Origin of the sequence: Primorskyibacter flagellatus (assembly GCF_014638275.1) — a bacterium.
In the GTDB taxonomy this organism is placed as follows: Bacteria; Pseudomonadota; Alphaproteobacteria; order Rhodobacterales; family Rhodobacteraceae; genus Pseudooceanicola; species Pseudooceanicola flagellatus_A.
This window is the reverse complement of sequence record NZ_BMFJ01000001.1, coordinates 730,375-746,290: the sequence shown is the minus strand read 5'-3', so window position 1 is coordinate 746,290 and position 15,916 is coordinate 730,375. Positions and strand designations below refer to the sequence as shown.

General features: G+C 67.7%; 17 protein-coding genes. 5 read left to right on the top strand and 12 right to left on the bottom strand.

Annotation, left to right across the window (positions count from 1 at the left end; translation table 11 throughout):
• Positions 1–222: 222 nt before the first annotated feature.
• The gene (locus IEV87_RS03720) at positions 223–630 is read left to right on the top strand and encodes a hypothetical protein (RefSeq protein ID WP_188476326.1); all 408 of its coding nucleotides are present in this window, start codon (positions 223–225) and stop codon (positions 628–630) included.
• Positions 631–663: 33 nt separating this feature from the next.
• Here the strand turns inward: IEV87_RS03720 and IEV87_RS03715 are convergent, their stop codons facing one another.
• On the bottom strand, positions 664–1,911 hold the full coding sequence (locus tag IEV87_RS03715) for a sarcosine oxidase subunit beta family protein (protein ID WP_188476325.1): 1,248 nt from the start codon (positions 1,909–1,911) through the stop codon (positions 664–666).
• 252 nt (positions 1,912–2,163) lie between these two features.
• Here IEV87_RS03715 and ccmI point away from each other — a divergent pair, with 252 nt between their 5' ends.
• Genes ccmI through IEV87_RS03700 form a run of 3 tightly spaced genes read left to right on the top strand, consistent with a single transcriptional unit; the run spans position 2,164 to position 4,162 of the window.
• The gene (gene ccmI, locus IEV87_RS03710; protein ID WP_188476324.1) at positions 2,164–3,423 is read left to right on the top strand and encodes a c-type cytochrome biogenesis protein CcmI; all 1,260 of its coding nucleotides are present in this window, start codon (positions 2,164–2,166) and stop codon (positions 3,421–3,423) included.
• On the top strand, positions 3,420–3,902 hold the full coding sequence (ruvX, locus tag IEV87_RS03705; protein ID WP_188476323.1) for a Holliday junction resolvase RuvX: 483 nt from the start codon (positions 3,420–3,422) through the stop codon (positions 3,900–3,902). The genes ccmI and ruvX overlap by 4 nt, the downstream gene beginning before the upstream one ends.
• Complete coding sequence (locus tag IEV87_RS03700; RefSeq protein ID WP_188476322.1) at positions 3,902–4,162, top strand: DUF1289 domain-containing protein; 261 nt, start codon at positions 3,902–3,904, stop codon at positions 4,160–4,162. The genes ruvX and IEV87_RS03700 overlap by 1 nt, the downstream gene beginning before the upstream one ends.
• Positions 4,163–4,188: 26 nt before the next feature.
• Here the strand turns inward: IEV87_RS03700 and IEV87_RS03695 are convergent, their stop codons facing one another.
• Together IEV87_RS03695 and IEV87_RS03690 are read right to left on the bottom strand one after the other, a co-directional pair.
• Complete coding sequence (locus IEV87_RS03695) at positions 4,189–5,124, bottom strand: hypothetical protein (RefSeq protein WP_188476321.1); 936 nt, start codon at positions 5,122–5,124, stop codon at positions 4,189–4,191.
• A 256-nt stretch (positions 5,125–5,380) separates the two neighbouring features.
• A complete protein-coding gene (locus IEV87_RS03690; RefSeq protein WP_373284024.1) occupies positions 5,381–6,211 on the bottom strand; it encodes a sulfite exporter TauE/SafE family protein in 831 nt (276 codons plus the stop codon).
• Between the two features lie 166 nt (positions 6,212–6,377).
• Between IEV87_RS03690 and IEV87_RS03685 the strand changes: the two genes are divergently transcribed.
• On the top strand, positions 6,378–7,562 hold the full coding sequence (locus IEV87_RS03685) for a multidrug effflux MFS transporter (protein ID WP_188476320.1): 1,185 nt from the start codon (positions 6,378–6,380) through the stop codon (positions 7,560–7,562).
• A 142-nt stretch (positions 7,563–7,704) separates the two neighbouring features.
• Here the strand turns inward: IEV87_RS03685 and purU are convergent, their stop codons facing one another.
• The 9 genes from purU to IEV87_RS03640 all read right to left on the bottom strand — a co-directional run bounded on the left by purU (position 7,705) and on the right by IEV87_RS03640 (position 15,786).
• A complete protein-coding gene (gene purU, locus IEV87_RS03680) occupies positions 7,705–8,589 on the bottom strand; it encodes a formyltetrahydrofolate deformylase (protein ID WP_188476319.1) in 885 nt (294 codons plus the stop codon).
• Between the two features lie 194 nt (positions 8,590–8,783).
• Positions 8,784–9,794 carry a tRNA dihydrouridine(20/20a) synthase DusA gene (gene dusA, locus IEV87_RS03675; protein ID WP_188476318.1) on the bottom strand — a complete coding sequence of 337 codons (1,011 nt, stop codon included), beginning with the start codon at positions 9,792–9,794 and terminating at the stop codon, positions 8,784–8,786.
• Between the two features lie 236 nt (positions 9,795–10,030).
• Positions 10,031–11,314, bottom strand: coding sequence for an MSMEG_0569 family flavin-dependent oxidoreductase (locus tag IEV87_RS03670; RefSeq protein WP_188476317.1), 1,284 nt, complete (start codon positions 11,312–11,314; stop codon positions 10,031–10,033).
• 11 nt (positions 11,315–11,325) lie between these two features.
• Positions 11,326–11,610, bottom strand: coding sequence for an MSMEG_0570 family nitrogen starvation response protein (locus IEV87_RS03665; RefSeq protein ID WP_188476316.1), 285 nt, complete (start codon positions 11,608–11,610; stop codon positions 11,326–11,328).
• Positions 11,603–12,586, bottom strand: a complete 984-nt coding sequence (locus IEV87_RS03660; protein ID WP_229737418.1) for a sll0787 family AIR synthase-like protein — start codon at positions 12,584–12,586, stop codon at positions 11,603–11,605. The genes IEV87_RS03665 and IEV87_RS03660 overlap by 8 nt, the downstream gene beginning before the upstream one ends.
• Positions 12,583–13,131, bottom strand: a complete 549-nt coding sequence (locus IEV87_RS03655; protein WP_188476315.1) for an MSMEG_0567/Sll0786 family nitrogen starvation N-acetyltransferase — start codon at positions 13,129–13,131, stop codon at positions 12,583–12,585. The genes IEV87_RS03660 and IEV87_RS03655 overlap by 4 nt, the downstream gene beginning before the upstream one ends.
• Positions 13,128–14,255 (bottom strand): MSMEG_0568 family radical SAM protein, encoded by a 1,128-nt coding sequence (locus IEV87_RS03650; protein WP_188476314.1) that lies wholly within the window; start codon positions 14,253–14,255, stop codon positions 13,128–13,130. Before IEV87_RS03650 ends, IEV87_RS03655 begins: the two co-directional genes overlap by 4 nt.
• On the bottom strand, positions 14,248–15,219 hold the full coding sequence (locus IEV87_RS03645; RefSeq protein ID WP_188476313.1) for a Nit6803 family nitrilase: 972 nt from the start codon (positions 15,217–15,219) through the stop codon (positions 14,248–14,250). The genes IEV87_RS03650 and IEV87_RS03645 overlap by 8 nt, the downstream gene beginning before the upstream one ends.
• Positions 15,220–15,303: 84 nt before the next feature.
• Positions 15,304–15,786 carry an MSMEG_0572/Sll0783 family nitrogen starvation response protein gene (locus IEV87_RS03640; RefSeq protein WP_188476312.1) on the bottom strand — a complete coding sequence of 161 codons (483 nt, stop codon included), beginning with the start codon at positions 15,784–15,786 and terminating at the stop codon, positions 15,304–15,306.
• Positions 15,787–15,916 lie beyond the last annotated feature (130 nt).

The following is a 15,916-nucleotide window of genomic DNA, read 5'->3' as shown; positions in this document are numbered from 1 at the left end:
CGCAAAAATGTTCCCGACGACCCGAGCGAAGGCCCGCGCAGTCACCAATTGTTCACATTTGTAAAGGGAACAATTGGCGGTTGAAATGTGTTTTGCCACTGAATCGGGCACGGAGGTCCGGAAATCCTTCCCCCGGTACGGTTCCGCTAACGGGACTACCACATCTTGTGGTACGTTTAATGCAAGACCCTCGACAATCGAAGCGATGCAAGAGGCACGAGCATGACCGAGAAACTTCTGATGACCACCGGCTCCGGCCTTCAGGGAAAGCAGATCGCCTTTGTCGTTCATCCCGACGTCAGCGCGCTGCCCGATCGCCCCGGCCTCTATGTCCTGCTTGGCATGTCGCCGCAGGGCCGCGACCGGCCGCTCTACTTCGGGTTCGCCGACAGTTCCATCCTTGACCAGCTGCCCTATGACCGTGGGTTCGCCCAGGCCATCCGCCAGGGTCCGGTCGGTTTCGCATCGGCCTATCTGCCAAGCGGGGACGATCCCGCCGCGCTGGTCGCCGCCCTGGCAGAGGCCTACGACGCCCCGGTCAACGCCGCCGCCGCAGCGCTGGCCGACATCGAAGCCGCGCAGAGCACGATCCACGCTCAGGCCATGGCCCGGAAGATCGCCGCCCAATAAGGACCGAAGGGAAAGCGCCGCCATCGCCGTGCCTCAGTGCGCGACGCCTGCGGCGACGCTTTCGTCGACGAACCGGCCCTGACGGAACCGGTCCAGCCCGAACTCCGCACACAGCGGCCCCGGCGTGCCCTTCGCCATCATGTCCGCCATCGCCCAGCCCGAGCCAGGGATCGCCTTGAACCCGCCCGTTCCCCAACCACAGTTGATGAAACAGCCCTCGACCGGCGTCTTCGAGATGATCGGCGACCGGTCCCCGGTCATGTCCACGATCCCGCCCCACTGCCGCAGCATCTTGAGCCGGGAGATCATCGGAAAGGTTTCGACCAGCGCCCGCACCGTTTCCTCGATGTGGTGGAAGGAGCCGCGCTGCGTGTAGTTGTTGTACCCGTCCGCGCCACCACCGATCACCATCTCGCCCTTGTCGGACTGCGACATGTAGCCGTGCACGGTGTTCGCCATCACGACCACATCCATGCAGGGCTTGATCGGCTCCGACACCAGCGCCTGCAACGCCACCGATTCAATCGGCAGCCGGAAGCCCGCCTTTTCCGCCATCACGCCGGAATGGCCGGCAACGACGATGCCCAACTTCGAACAGGTTATCGCGCCCTTGGTGGTCTCTACCCCCGTGACCTTACCATTTTCCGACCTTACCGCCGTGACTTCGCACTGCTGGATGATGTCCATGCCCATGGCGGAACAGGCCCGCGCATAGCCCCAGGCCACCGCGTCGTGCCGCGCCGTACCGCCCCGCGGCTGCCACAGCGCGCCGAGCACCGGATAGCGGGGGCCGGAGATGTCGATGATCGGCACCAGTTCCTGAACGCGCTGCGGAGAAATGAATTCGGTCGCCACGCCCTGCAGGGCATTGGCCTGCGCCGTGCGCCGGTAGCCGCGGACCTCATGTTCGGTCTGCGCCAGCATCATTACGCCACGGGGCGAGAACATGACGTTGTAGTTCAGGTCCTGGCTCAGCGTCTCGTAAAGGCTGCGCGCCTTCTCGTAGATCGCGGCAGACGGGTCCTGCAGGTAGTTCGACCGGATGATCGTCGTGTTCCGCCCCGTGTTGCCGCCGCCAAGCCAGCCCTTCTCGATCACCGCGACATTGGTGATGCCGTGGTTCTTGCCCAGGTAGTAGGCCGTCGCCAGCCCGTGCCCGCCCGCGCCGACGATGATGACGTCGTAATGCGGCTTGGGCGTCGCCTTTTCCCAAGCGCGTTTCCATCCCGTGTGGTCACGCAGGGCTTCGCGGGCCAGGGCAAAGGCGGAATAGCGTTTCATGAGGGCGACTCCCTGTCGGTTGGGCGGCTGCTGAGGCTGAGCCATATCAATTCACGGCCCGCGCCAACGCCGCAATGCGTCGTTTTCTCGCCCGATCCCGACAAGCGCCGCAATCGCCCCCCCGGCAGGGGCCCGGACAAAGCGCCGCTCACGGGCTTTTGCCCTTTTTCAGGGCGGCGCACCCCGCTAGACCGGGGCGGACCGCGCCTGTCGCGCTGCCCGAAGGACACTGGCCCGAAGGATCCCCGAACCGTGATCGACTGGATCATCCCCGCCCTGATGTCGCTGGCCGTTGCCCTGACGATCGGCCTGGCAGTGGTGCGCGCCCGCCGCGGCTCCGGGGAGGTCGAGGACGCCGCGCAGGACGCCGGCATCTACCGCCGCCAGCTTGACGAGGTCGACCGCGACCTGGCAAGGGGCGCCATCCCCGAGGATGAGGCCGGGCGGCTTCGCGCCGAAATCGCCCGCCGGCTGATCGCCGCCGATGACCGTGCCGCTGCCGCCGCCGCATCCGAGGAGCCCGCGCGCTTCCGTCCCGCCCTTGTCGTTGTGCTGGTTGCGGTGCTGACCGCCCTGCCCCTCGCGCTTTACGCCAATCTCGGCGCGCCCGGCTACGGCGACCTGTCCCTGAACGACCGCCTTGCCGCCGCCAAGGAACGCCGCGACACCCGCCCCGACCAGCCGACCGCAGAGGCCGCCGTGCCCCCCGACCTGCTGAAACCGCAGGAAATTCCGCCCGCCGATTTCGAGGTCCTGATCCAGCGCCTGCGGGATGCTGTGGCGGAACGCCCGGACGACCTGCAGGGGCAGCGCCTGCTGGCCCGCAACGAGGCCGCGCTTGGCAATTACCGCGCCGCCTATGCCGCGCAGGAACGCGTGCTGGAACTGCGCGGAGCCGAGGCCGATGCAGAGGATTACCTGACCTACGCCGACATGCTGATCCTCGCCGCCGGGGGCTACGTGTCCCCGGGGGCGGAAAACGCCCTGCGTGCCGCCCTCGCCCGCGACCCTGAAAATGCCCCCGCGCGGTATTACATGGGGCTGATGATGCGCCAGAACGATCGCCCCGACGTGGCCTTCCGGCTCTGGGACCAGCTGCTGCGCGCCGGGCCGGAGGATGCGCCGTGGATCCCGCCGATCCGCGCGCAGATCGACGAGGCCGCGGCGCTGGCCGGCGTCGCCTATGACCAGCCGGCACCCGCCGACACGCTCTCCGGTCCCACGGCGGAGGACATCGCCAACGCCGGGGAGCTGAGCGAGGCGGACCGGCAGGAAATGATCCGCGGCATGGTCTCGCGCCTGTCGGACCGGCTGGCGCAGCAGGGCGGCAGCCCCGCCGAATGGGCCCGCCTGATCCGCGCCTACGGCGTGCTCGGCGACACCGCCCGCGCCCGCGCCATCGCGACAGAGGCGCGGCAGGTCTTTGCCGCATCCCCCGAAGCGCTGGCCGAGATCGCCGCGGCGGCCGACAGCCTGCCCGAGGCCCCGACGAGCGAAAGCACCACCGAATGATCCACGAGACCATCGAGGACTTTGCCGCCGCCCTGCCGCCGATGCGCGCCGTCGCGGGGCTCGACTTCGGCGACAAGACCGTGGGCGTTGCGGTGTCGGATACCTTACTGTCGGTCGCCACGCCGCTGGAAACCATCCGCCGCAAGAAGTTCACCCAGGACGCGGAGTCGCTGGCCGCCATCGTCTCGGCCCGCACCATCGCGGGGCTGGTGCTGGGCCTGCCGCGCAACATGGACGGCACGGAGGGGCCGCGCTGCCAGTCCACCCGCGCCTTCGCCCGCAACCTCGCCCGCCTGCCCGCCTTCGAAGGCCTTGCGATCACCTTCTGGGACGAACGCCTGTCAACCGTGGCGGCGGAACGCGCGCTGCTGGAGGCCGACACCTCCCGCCGCCGCCGGGCGGAGGTCATCGACCATGTTGCCGCCGCCTATATCCTGCAGGGCGCGCTGGACCGGCTGCGCCACATAAGGGGGGAATGATGGAAGACGACGGCACCCTCTGGTCGCGCAGCGAACCCGAAAGCCCCTGTGTGAAGATCTGCCTGATTCACCCCGAGGCCAGGCTCTGCACAGGCTGTCTCCGCTCCATCGGGGAAATCGCCGCCTGGGGCCGCATGTCGCCGGAAGAACGGCGCGAGATCATGGCGCAACTGCCCGACCGCAAGCCCCTGCTGACGCAAAGACGCGGCGGCCGGGCTGCAAGGCTCGGCCGCCGCAAGTCTGACGGGTCGTCGGAGTAGTCGCCGGACCCGGGCCCGGGACAGGCTCAGGCCGCGAGGTCCGCGTCGTCCTCTTCGCAGACCAGTTCGATGTGATGCGCGCGGACCCGGCCGAACCCGTCAAGCACGACCGCCACGCAGCGCCCGCCGAGCGTCACGGCAGCGGAGCCGGGGCGCAGCGGATCCTCGATGATCCCGATCCGGCCGTTGCCTGCCTCTCCGGGGCGGTAGCCGATCACAAGCTGATCCTGCTCGGGGTCGAATTCGTCCACCAGCGGCGCGAATTCCGTGTCCATGGCCGGACGCGCCGCCACTTCGGGTGCCACGTCCTCGTCGAGGTCCCCGGCCATGAGGTCGTCATCGCCCTCGGCCCATTCGCCCTCGTCGAACTCTGCAGCGGCCCAGTCATCGTCGCGGTCGGTCGCGTCGGCGTCGTCCATGTCGGCCTCGGCCCACTCGCCCATGTCCGGGTCGTCCATGTCGTCGAGATCGTCCTCGTCCCACTCTTCAGCGGCGAGGTCATCCTCGGCCCATTCCTCATCGGAAACTCCGGCCTCCGCCTCTGCCGCGATGGCATCCGCGTCGTCCCAGTCCTCCTCTGCGGCGTCATCCTCCGCGTAGGCTTCGCCGTCCCAGTCGTCGTCCGCGTCTCCGGCCCGGGCGTCCCGATCCCCGGCAAAGACGAACTGGTCCTCGCCCGCCAGGGCGACCGGCTCGCCGCCCTGATCCTCGTCCTCGTCCGAACCGCGATACTCCGCCAGCGTGTCGGCACCGACGGCGCCGTCCTGCAGTCCGACCATCCGGCGCATCTTGCGCGCGACCACGTCGATCCCGAGGATCCCGATCCCGCTCTGCCCTTCAGCCTCGTTCAATGCGTCCTTGGCGGTCTTCTCCGCCATGGCGCTGCTCTCCGCCTCGCCGGTGGAAGAGGTATAGACGACCCCGATCGTCGCGATGGCGATGATGACAAGAAGTTCGATCATGACGCGGCCTCTGGCTTTTGTGTTCAAAGACAGAGTCGCCCCCGAATGCGGCAGGTCCGGGGCACCAGCTAGGCGGTATCGGGGTATTTCCATGCACGCATAGGATGTTATCGCCGCATTATTGCTGCGAATTTGGGGACAGTGCCGGTCGGTCGGGCAGAATTGTAAAGTGACGGGGCACAATAATCCGCCTGTTTCCCGACACCAGACGCGCCCGCACGGAAACAGCGCGCAGACCGAAGAGACCAGGCCTGCGTTACCCGATCACCGCCTTGCGGATCATGTTCGCCGCCACCAGAAGCAGGAATACCCCGAAGATCCGCTTCAACGGCCCCGGATCCGTCGCATGCGCCAGCCGCGCCCCGTACGGCGCAGTGATCAGCGTCATCGCGATCACGATGGCGAATGTCGGCAGGTTCACCGCCCCGACGGTGAACGGAGGCCGTGTCCCCTCCGGCAATTGCACGAAGAGAAAGCCGATGACCGAGGGCACGGCGATGATGACCCCGAAGCCCGCCGCCGTCGCCACCGCACGGTGGATCGGCCGCCCGTAAAGTGTCATCAGCGGCACTCCGAAGCTGCCCCCGCCGATCCCCATGAGCACGGAAAGGAACCCGACCAGCGGCGACAGGATGGCCCGCGTCACGCCCTTCGGCATCTCCTCCGCGATGCGCCACTGTGCCCGGCCGAGCGCCAGGTACAGGCCGATCACCATTGCCAGCCCGCCGAACAGCGCCTGAAGCGCCACCGTCCTTAGCGACGAGGCCGCCAGCACCCCGATCACCGCCCCGATGGCGATGCCCGGCCCCCAGGTCCTCAGGATGTCCCAGTCCACCGCCCCCTTGCGGCTGTGCGACTGCAACGACCGGAGAGAGGTGACGATGATCGTCGCCAGCGAGGTCGCGAGGCACAGCTGCATCAGCTTGTCCCCGTCAAAGCCAAGGTGCTGGAACGCATAGAAAAACGCCGGCACCAGCACGATGCCACCCCCGACGCCGAGCAGCCCGGCCAGAATGCCCCCGAACGCCCCGATGACGGCCACCAGAGCCATCATCCACAGCACCGCCCCCAGATCCATCGTCGCCATCCGCGCCTCCGCCCATGTTCCGCTGCGGTGGTGGCAGGTTTCCCCGCCGCCCGCAAGCAATGCTGCAACGCCGCACAATCCGCGCCCCCGCCTTTGCAGTTCCGCCGAATTGACCCTGCGTCGCGCAGCCGGTACGGAACTGAACCAATCTGTTCAGGAGAGTTTCATGCTGCGCCTTGCCCTCATTCTGGGCCTGCTCTCGGCCGTCGGCCCGTTCGCCATCGACATGTACCTGCCCGCCCTGCCGGCCATCGCCGCCGACTTCGGCGTGGCGGAGGCCGCGGTGCAGACCACCCTGACCGCCTATTTCCTCGCCTTCGGCGTGGCGCAGCTGTTCTATGGCCCCATGGCCGACGCCATGGGCCGCCGCCCGCCGCTGTTCCTGGGTCTTGCGATCTTTGCTGTCGGCTCGCTTGGTGCGGCCTTCGCCGGGACCATCGGATCGCTCGCCGCCTGGCGCTTTCTGCAGGGCCTGGGCGGCGCGGCGCTTATGGTGGTGCCGCGCGCGGTGATCCGTGACCGCCACACGGGAACCGAGGCGACGAAACTCATGGCGATGATCATGCTGGTAATCTCGGTCTCGCCGATGCTCGCCCCGCTGGCCGGGTCCGGCGTGATCGCCGTCACCGGCTGGCGCGCCATCTTCTTTGCCCTGCTGCTCGCCGCGGTCCTCTCCGTCGCACTGCTGAGCTTCGGGCTGGAGGAAACCCTGGCCCCGGAGAACCGCCGCAAGCCGAGCCTGTCGCAGATGCTCTCTGCGGCGCGGCGGCTGCTGTCCGACCCGGTGTTCATGGCGCTCACCTTCGTCGGCGGCTTCGGCATGGCCAGCTTCTTCGTCTTCATCGCCTCGGCCAGTTTCGTCTATACGCAGCAGTTCGGCCTGACCCCGACCGGCTTCTCCATCGCCTTCGCGGTGAACGCGATCGGCTTCTTCTCCTCCTCGCAGGTCGCGGCACCGCTTGGCCAGCGTTTCGGCATCGGCCGGGTGGTCCGCGTCGGGGTCAGCGGCTTTGCCATCACCACAATCCTGCTTGCCGCCATCGCCCTGTCGGGGGCGGCCACCTTCCCGGTGATCGTCGCGGGCCTGCTGATCGCCAATGCCTTCCTCGGCGTGGTGATCCCGACGACGATGGTGCTGGCGCTGGACGACCACGGAGACATCGCCGGCCTCGCTTCCTCCCTCGGCGGTACGCTGCAGATGCTGGCGGGCGGGCTGATGATCACCCTCACGGGCCCGTTCTTCGACGGCACGGCCACCCCGATGCTGCTGGCCATCGCGCTCTGCGGCGTGATCGCGGCCAGCCTCTGCTGGGCCGTCCTGCGCCCCCGCCCCGCCGTCTCCGAGGCCTGAAACGACGAAGGGGGGCGCTGCCCCCCGTCACCTGCGTGACTCCCCCCGGGATACTTTTGGCAAGATGAAACACGCCCGGCTTCATCTTGCCAAAAGTATCCCGGGGGGAGTCCGAAGGACCGGGGCAGCGCCCCCTCTGCCCTCACCCCATCCGGTCGCTGACGTAGGAGTTGGGCGAGGCCTCGAACACCACCGTCTTGTTGCCGTTCAGGAAGACGCGGTGATGGGCATGGGCATGGATCGCCCGGGCCAGCACGGAGGCTTCCACGTCGCGGCCGAGCGACACGTAATCCGCGGGGCTCTGCGCATGGGTGACGCGCACGGTGTCCTGTTCGATGATCGGCCCCTCGTCGAGGTCGGCGGTCACGTAATGCGCCGTCGCACCGATCAGCTTGACCCCGCGCTGGTAGGCCTGCTTGTAGGGGTTCGCGCCCTTGAAGGACGGCAGGAAAGAGTGGTGGATGTTGATGATCCGCCCCGACATCTTCTGGCACAGCGCGTCCGACAGCACCTGCATGTACCGCGCGAGCACCACCAGATCCGCGCCCGACTCCTCGACGATCTCCAGCAGATGCGCTTCGGCCTCCGCCTTGTTCTGGGGGGTGACCTTGACGTGGTGGAACGGCAGGTCGTGGTTCACCACGACCTTCTGGTAATCGAGATGGTTGGATACCACGCCCACGATCTCGATCGGCAGCGCCCCGATGCGCCAGCGGTAGAGCAGGTCGTTCAGGCAGTGCCCGAAGCGCGAGACCATGATGATGACCTTCATCTTCACCGCCTCGTCGTGGAAGGCGAAGGTCATGTCGAGCGGTGCGGCGACCTCCGCGAAGCCCTGCTCCAGCGCCTCCAGCGTCGCGCCTTCCTCCGACAGGAAGCGGACCCGCATGAAGAACTGCCCCGTCTCCTGGTCGTCGAACTGCGACGAGGCGGTGATGTTGCAGCCATGCGCGGCGAGATAGCCGGCGACACCGGCGACGATGCCGCGCCCGGTCGGGCAGGAAACGGTCAGGACATGGGACGACATGGACAGGGCTCTCCGGTCTGCTGGCGGGCGCGGCGGGGAGCCGGCCCGATGTTGTTCTGCGCCTCCGCGATGCGGCGGTCAGGCCCGGAATGACATGATTTTGCCGCCACGCACGCACCGGAAGCGACTCCCCGACCCACAGGATGCGACATCGGGGGCGGGCGCGCGCCGGCGGGGCACTTCGCCCCCGCGTCTCAGGCCGCCTGTTCCGTTACCGCGCCAAGCGCCTGTTCCACCAGCTCGGGGCCCGCACCGGGGCGATGCGCCCCCTCCGACAGGATGCGCCGCCAGTGCCGCGCGCCGGGGCGGCCCGCGAACAGCCCCAGCATGTGCCGCGTGACCTGCGCCAGTTTCCCGCCCGACGCGAGATGCGTCTCGATATAGGGCAGCATCGCCCGCGCCACCGCCACCGCATCGCTGTCCTCGCCCGCGCCGAAGATCCGACGGTCCGCCTGCGCCAGCAGCCCTGCCGGGTCGTGATAGGCCGCGCGTCCCACCATCACGCCGTCGAGCCCGGCGTCGAGGAACCGCTCCGCCTGCTCCAGCGACACGATCCCGCCGTTGACCGACAGGTGCAGCCCGCCGAAGTACCCCCGCATCCGCATGACGAGATCGTAGTCGAGAGGCGGGATGTCCCGGTTCTCCTTCGGGCTCAGCCCCTGCAGCCAAGCCTTGCGGGCATGGATGATGAAGCGCGAACAGCCCGCCGCCCCGACTCGGGACAGGAATTCGGGCAGGACCTCCTCCGGCTGCTGGTCGTCCACGCCGATCCGGCACTTGACGGTGACCTCGACATCGACGGCCTCGCGCATGGCGGCCACGCACTCCGCCACCCGGGCCGGGTCCTTCATCAGCACCGCGCCGAAGGTCCCGGACTGCACGCGGTCCGAGGGACAGCCGCAGTTCAGGTTGATCTCGTCATAACCCGCCTGTTGCCCGAGCCGCGCGGCGGCGGCGAGTTCTTCCGGGTCCGATCCGCCAAGCTGCAGCGCCACCGGATGCTCCGCCGCCGAGAAATCGAGCAGATGCAGCGCCCCGCCCCGCACCAGCGCCGGGGCCGTCACCATCTCCGTGTAGAGCAGGGTGCGGGCGGAGAGCAGCCGGTGGAGATAGCGGCAATGCCGGTCCGTCCAGTCCATCATCGGGGCGACGGACAGACGCGCGGCCAGCTTCGCGTTGTGTTTCGGGTCCGTGACGCGGGTCATCTCAGCGCGGTGCCTTTGTGATATCGCCTGTGCGCGGGGCGCGGACGGCTTGCCAGGGCCGGAGGTCGCCGGTTCCGCCCGCGGGGCGGCGCCTCGGGACTCCGGATCGGACCGGGGTCGCCAGGGGATCGGCGGTCCGTCGGAAAACCGGGCACCGATTACCAAGGCAGCGCCCGTGCCACAAGACCTGACTGTACCCCGCTATCGCGGACCATCGGCCCGACCGGCGCGAGACATCAGATGTTCCCGGCCCCCGCCGCCTGGTCCGCGCAGGCCTGCGCGATGCACCCGGCCAGGTACCTGCTGTCCTCCTCGATCCCGAGGAACCGTCCCGACCCCCAGGTGTTCAGCCACCCCAGCCCGATGAAGTAGAGGCCCGGATGGTCCGTGACACCGCGCCTGAAAACAGGCTTGCCGCGCGTATCGAAAACCTCCGCCTCGATCCACGAATAGTCGGGCCGGAATCCGATGGCCCAGAGGACGGATGTGATCCCCGCCCCGGCAAGATCGATCTCCGTGATCTCCCGCTCCGGCTCCCAGACCTTCCGGAACGGCGGTTCTGTCGGGGCGTCGATCCCCTCGCGGGCGATATAGGCGTCGATCTGGTCGCGGATGCCGACATAGGACCGGTCCGCATCGTCGAGGTTCTTCGCGAGGTCGGGCAGGAAGCGGACGGTCGTTCCGTCCATGTCCGCGAGCGACCCGTAAAGCGACACGCCGTCCTCGACATGGAACCGGCGGAGGTCGATCTCCTTCCCGCCGTCGCGGCCCGACATGTAGTGGTTGGTCTGGGTCATCGCCTTGACCGGATCGGGGTGCCGGTCGATGGTGATCGCATAGTGACCCGCATCGTACAGCCAGTCCGTCGCGTCCCGCCCCCGGTAATTGCGGGGGCTGCGCGGAGCAGGACCGACAGCCAGATGCACGTCGCGTCCGGCGCGGATGAAATCCTCCATCAGCTGCACGCCGGACTGCCCGGTGCCGACGATCAGCACGCCTCCCTCGGGGAACTGGTCGACGTTGCGATAGTCGACGGAGTGCATCTGGAAAATGTCTGGCGACAGGCGGCGCGCATAGTCCGGTTCGATCGGCGTGTCATAGCCGCCGGTGGCGATCACGACCTGGTCGCAGGTCCAGGAGCCCACGCTCGTCTCAACCGTGAAGCCGCCGCCCGTGACCGGCGCGACCCGCGTCACCACAACGCCTTCGTGCAGCTGCGGCGCGGTCCGGTCGAGAAAGGCGTCGAGGTAGTCGGTGATCTCGTCCCGCAGCATGAAGCCATGCGGATCCGTCCCGCCGTATTCCCGGTCGTAGTGGAAATCCGGCAGGCGGCACTGCCAGTTCGGTGTGACCAGGCAAAAGCTGTCCCACCTGTTCACCCGCCAGGAATGGAAGGCGCGGTTGCGCTCGAAGACGATGCTTTCGATGCCCTGCTGCTTCAGGCACCAGGCGGTCGAGAGGCCCGCCTGACCGCCACCGACGATGACGACGGGGATATGTGGGGTCTGGGTGTCTTTCATCGTCGCGCTCCTCATTGGGTGATCTTCAGGCAGGTGACGGGGCCGCCCGCCGGGTCGAACCCGGCCACGCGCGCCTCGATCCGGTCAAGCTGGCCCATGGCAAGCGAACAGGGATGCCCGTAGCGGGCCCTGACCCGGTTGGAGGCGCGCTCCATCGCGATACGGGCCCGCGTCAGGAAATCCGGCAGCGCATAGCTTTCGCCCGGTTCGAAAAGCTCGCTCACGACGGAGGACGGGGAATAAAGCCGTTCCTCGCTCCCGTCGGGCCAGCGGACCGTCCAGAAGGTTTCAGGCATCGCCGCCTCCGGTCAGCCCGAGGTAGGGGGTCTGCGCGTGATCCCAGAACAGGGCGGTTTCCGCACCCGATGTAAGCGTCACGGCGCTGCCCGCAGTGATCCGGCCGATGGCGGCGGCGTCGATGTCGCGCGCGGCGAAGCGGGCGCAGACGGCGTTGGCCTTGTCGGGCGCGACGGCCAGCAGGAAACCGAAGCTCGGGAAACTGCGCAGCCACCGCTCCACCGCCACACCGGGCGGAGGCGACACGGCATCGACGTCAATCGCGATCCCCACGCCGGAACACTCCGCCAGCATCAGCGCCGTCCCGACGATGCCGCCCTGGCTGATGTCCTTTCCCGCCGCGACCAGTCCCTCGCCTGCCAGCGCGGGCAGCAGGTCGAGGTCGGCGCGCAGCCGGTCATGCGGCGCATCCAGCGCGGTGCAGAAATTGTCGAAGTTGCGATAGGCGCCCCGGTGATCCATTGCGACGATGAGCACGTCGCCGGGGCGCGCGTCGAAGCTCGAGATCAGCGCGTCCGCCTTGCCGAAGACCGAAGTCGCCAGCCCGATGGCGGGCGCGGCCAGGTTGGTGTGCCCGCCGACCAGCGGCACCCCGTAGGCCGCAGAGGCATCCTTCAGCCCCTGCAGCACCGGCGCCGCGGTTTCTACATCCGGCGCCCAGACCTGATCGACCAGCGCGGTCGCGCGACCGCCCATGGCTGCGATATCCGACAGGTTCACCATCACCGCACACCATCCGGCGAACCACGGATCGTCCGCCACGAAGGCGGGGATGAACCCCTCGCCCGCGACAAGATCCCAGCCCGCACCGTTCGGCAGCGCGGCGGCGTCGTCGCCGATCCGCCCCGGGCTCCGGGCCGTCAGCCCGAGCGCCCCTGTGGCCCGCGCGATCCCCAGCTTGGACCGGATCGAAGGATGCGCGCGCAGCGCATCCGCAAGCGCCGCGACCGTGGACGGAGCCGGATGCACCATCATGTTCCCGCCCTGCCCTGCGTGCGGTGATACCAGCCCGCGACCGGATCGGCGCAGGGCGGGTATTTCGCCAGGTCCACCTGCATTTTCATATGCGGCGTGCCGTGGATCGTGACCTCCTGCAGCGCGGTCCAGTGCAGCTTTTCGAACAGCCGCACGTTCTGCATCTGGACATGCGCAAGGAAGGTGTCGCAGCCGCGCGCGTTCGCCGTACAGACGGCCAGCCGGATCAGTTCCGTCCCAAGCCGGCTGACAGCCCGGAAGTCGCGATCCACCGCCAGGCGGGATCCCCACCACAGGCGCGGGGAATCCTCATGGATACGCACCGTGCCGACCACCTGATCGGCCTCGTGCGCATAGGTCGACAACGCGACGAGATGGGTGGCGATCAGGTCGATCCCATCCCGGTCGTGGTCGGGAAAGATCCCCTGTTCCTCGACGAAGGTCCGGTGCCGCAACGCCTGCGCGCCGTCCGCCTCGAACCGCTTGGAGGCCGCGCGGATATAGTAGCCGGGACAGTGAAACGCGCGTGGCTCAAGCTCGATCATGCGATCCTCCGCTGCGGCAGGGGGGCAAGTTTCTCGTAGGTGGACAGGGCCGAACAGGCGCCGCATTTCCCGCAGCCCGCCTTCATGTCCTTGGACAGGATGCCGTTGCGCGCGATCATCTGGCCGAGGGGGCGGAGGATGGAGGCCATGAACTCCGACGACGGCGAGGGGTGGCTTTCCAGCGGCGTGCCCGAGATCGGGACGAACGGCACGACGAAGGGATAGACCCCCATGGCGGTCAGCGTATCGGCCATTGACAGGATCGCCTCGCGCGTGTCGCCCAGCCCGGCGAGGATGTAGGTCGATACCTGCCCCCGCCCGAAGACCTTCACCGCCGCCTCGAAGCTCGACAGGTACTTCTCGACCGGAACCGTCGCCTTGCCGGGCATGATCCGCCGGCGCACTTCCGGCGTCACCGCCTCAAGATGCATCCCCAGGGTATCGATCCCGGCGTCGAACATGCGCTGGTGCCAGATGTCCTCCTCCGGCGGTTCGATTTGGCCCTGCAGCGGCAGGTCGACGGCGGCCTTGATCGCAAGCGCACTGTCCACCATCACCTGCGCCCCCCGGTCGCGCCCCCTGGGCGTGCCGGTCGTCAGGACCATGTGCTTCACGCCGTCCAGTTCGACCGCCGCCTTCGCGACCTCGGCCAGCATCTCCGGTGTCTTGTGGGCGATGGTGCGCCCGGCGGCGAGGCTCTGGCCGATGGCGCAGAACTGGCAGGTCTTCTTGCGGCTCTCGTAGCGGATGCAGGTCTGCAGCACCGTCGTCGCCAGCACGTCGCGCGAATGCAGCGCGGCGATCTGGCTGTAGGGGATCCCGTCGGCTGTCTTCAGCGCATAGAACTTCGCCTTGGTCGGGAAGCGGACCTGCGCGACCTCCTCCCCGTCACGGGTCACCCGGGCGGCGCCGGTGTCGTCGGGGGCTTCGACCAGATAGGGGCTCTCGAAACTGGGGGCGGTGTGGACCGGGATCATCACCGTCGTCTCGCCGATGGTGATCGCCTTGTGGTCCGAGGGCCCGGCCCCGCCCCGGCGGCTTTCCTGACCGGCGCGGGGATCGATAAGGCGCATCCCGTGGGTCTGCAGTTCGTTGATCAGATCGGATTGGGCAAGTTCAGACATCCTGGTCCTCCTGTTCGGCGGGAAAGGGCGCGTCGTCCCGTGCATGGCGGGTCACGGCGGGGCGCGTGTCGTGCAGCAGGCTCAGCAGTTCGGGCCGCGCGTAATGGCCGACGCTGTCCATCATCCGCTTGCGCTTGGCGATCAGCCGCATGTCGAGATCGGCGATCAGGATACCTTCGCCCTCGGTCAGTGGAGGCGCCAGATGCCGCCCCTCGGGCGAGATGATGCAGGTCATGCAGCCGTCGTGCAGACCTTTCTGCAATGCCGGGTCGGGATGGATCTGGGTGATCTGCTCTTCGGTCAGCCAGCCGGTGGCGTTGACCACGAAGCACCCGGCCTCGAGCGCGTGATGCCGCATCGTGACCTCGATCTGTTCGCCGAAGATCGGCCCGACGAGGGAGCCGGGAAAATGGCCGGCATGGATCTCCTCGTGCTGGGTCATCAGGGCGTAGCGGGCAAGCGGGTTGTAATGTTCCCAGCAGGCCAGCGCGCCGACGCGGCCGACCTTCGTGTTCACGACCTTCAGCCCCGCGCCGTCGCCCATCCCCCAGACCATGCGCTCGTGGTAGGTAGGCGTGATCTTTCGCCGCTTGAGCGCCAGCGTACCGTCCGCGTCGAAGATCAGCTGCGTATTGTAAAGCGACCCGTGATCGCGTTCGTTCACACCGAGAACCACGACGACCCCCCGCTTGGCAGCCGCATCCGCGACCGCCTGCGTTTCGGGCGACGGCACGACGACGGCCTCCGCCATGAGTTCCATATGCGGGGCGCCCTGCTGCACCGGCGGCAGCACGAATGAGAAATAAGGGTAATAGGGCACGAAGGTCTCGGGGAAGACGATGAACTGCGCGCCTTTTCCGGCGGCCTCGGCTATCGCGTTCAGCACCCGTTCGATGGTTCCCGCCCTGCCGGACAGGTCCGGGGCGATCTGGACGGCGGCGGCGCGGATCGTGTCGGTTCGCATGGGAAACCTCCGGTCGGAAGGGGCCGGGCCGGCCGAGGGGAAGGCCGGCCCGGCATCAGGGCGCAAAAGGCGCCCCAGCGGGGGTCAGACGGTCCAGGTATCCAGGATGACCGCATTGGCCTTCTTGTGCAGAAGGATGCAGTCCAGCACGTCCTGCGGCGCGATCGGCGTGATGCCCGGCAGAAGCGAAGGCTCACCATGTCCGTAAAGCGCCTGAAGCGCGAAGCGGCAGGCAAAGACCTTGCCCCCCTCGCCCATGAATTTCTTCAGGTTGACGGCAAAGTTCTGATGCCCCGGGAAAGCCTCGTCGCCGAGCGTCGGGAAACCGCGCTGGATGCCGAGCGTGACGCCGGGACCGTAAAGCAGGATCGAGGTCTCATAGCCCTTCCGGTTCAGACGGATCGCGTTGAGGATGTTGACGAGGCCGATGGAGCCTTCGAAGGCGACGGTGTGGAAGGTGACAAGCGCCTTCTCGCCCGCCTCCGCCTTGACGTCTTCAAAGACCTTTTCCTCGTAGTTGACGAAGAAGTCGCCGTCCTTGTGGGCTTCCTGGGTGACTGCGGGCATGATGTTCTCCTTGCTGAGGGATGATCATCTTGTGCCAAGCGCAAATTGTATGAATCAATCAGCAGTTCAATATGCATACAATAAATCGTGCAATCCGGATTCAACTTCGCCTCATGCCTGGGCAGATGGC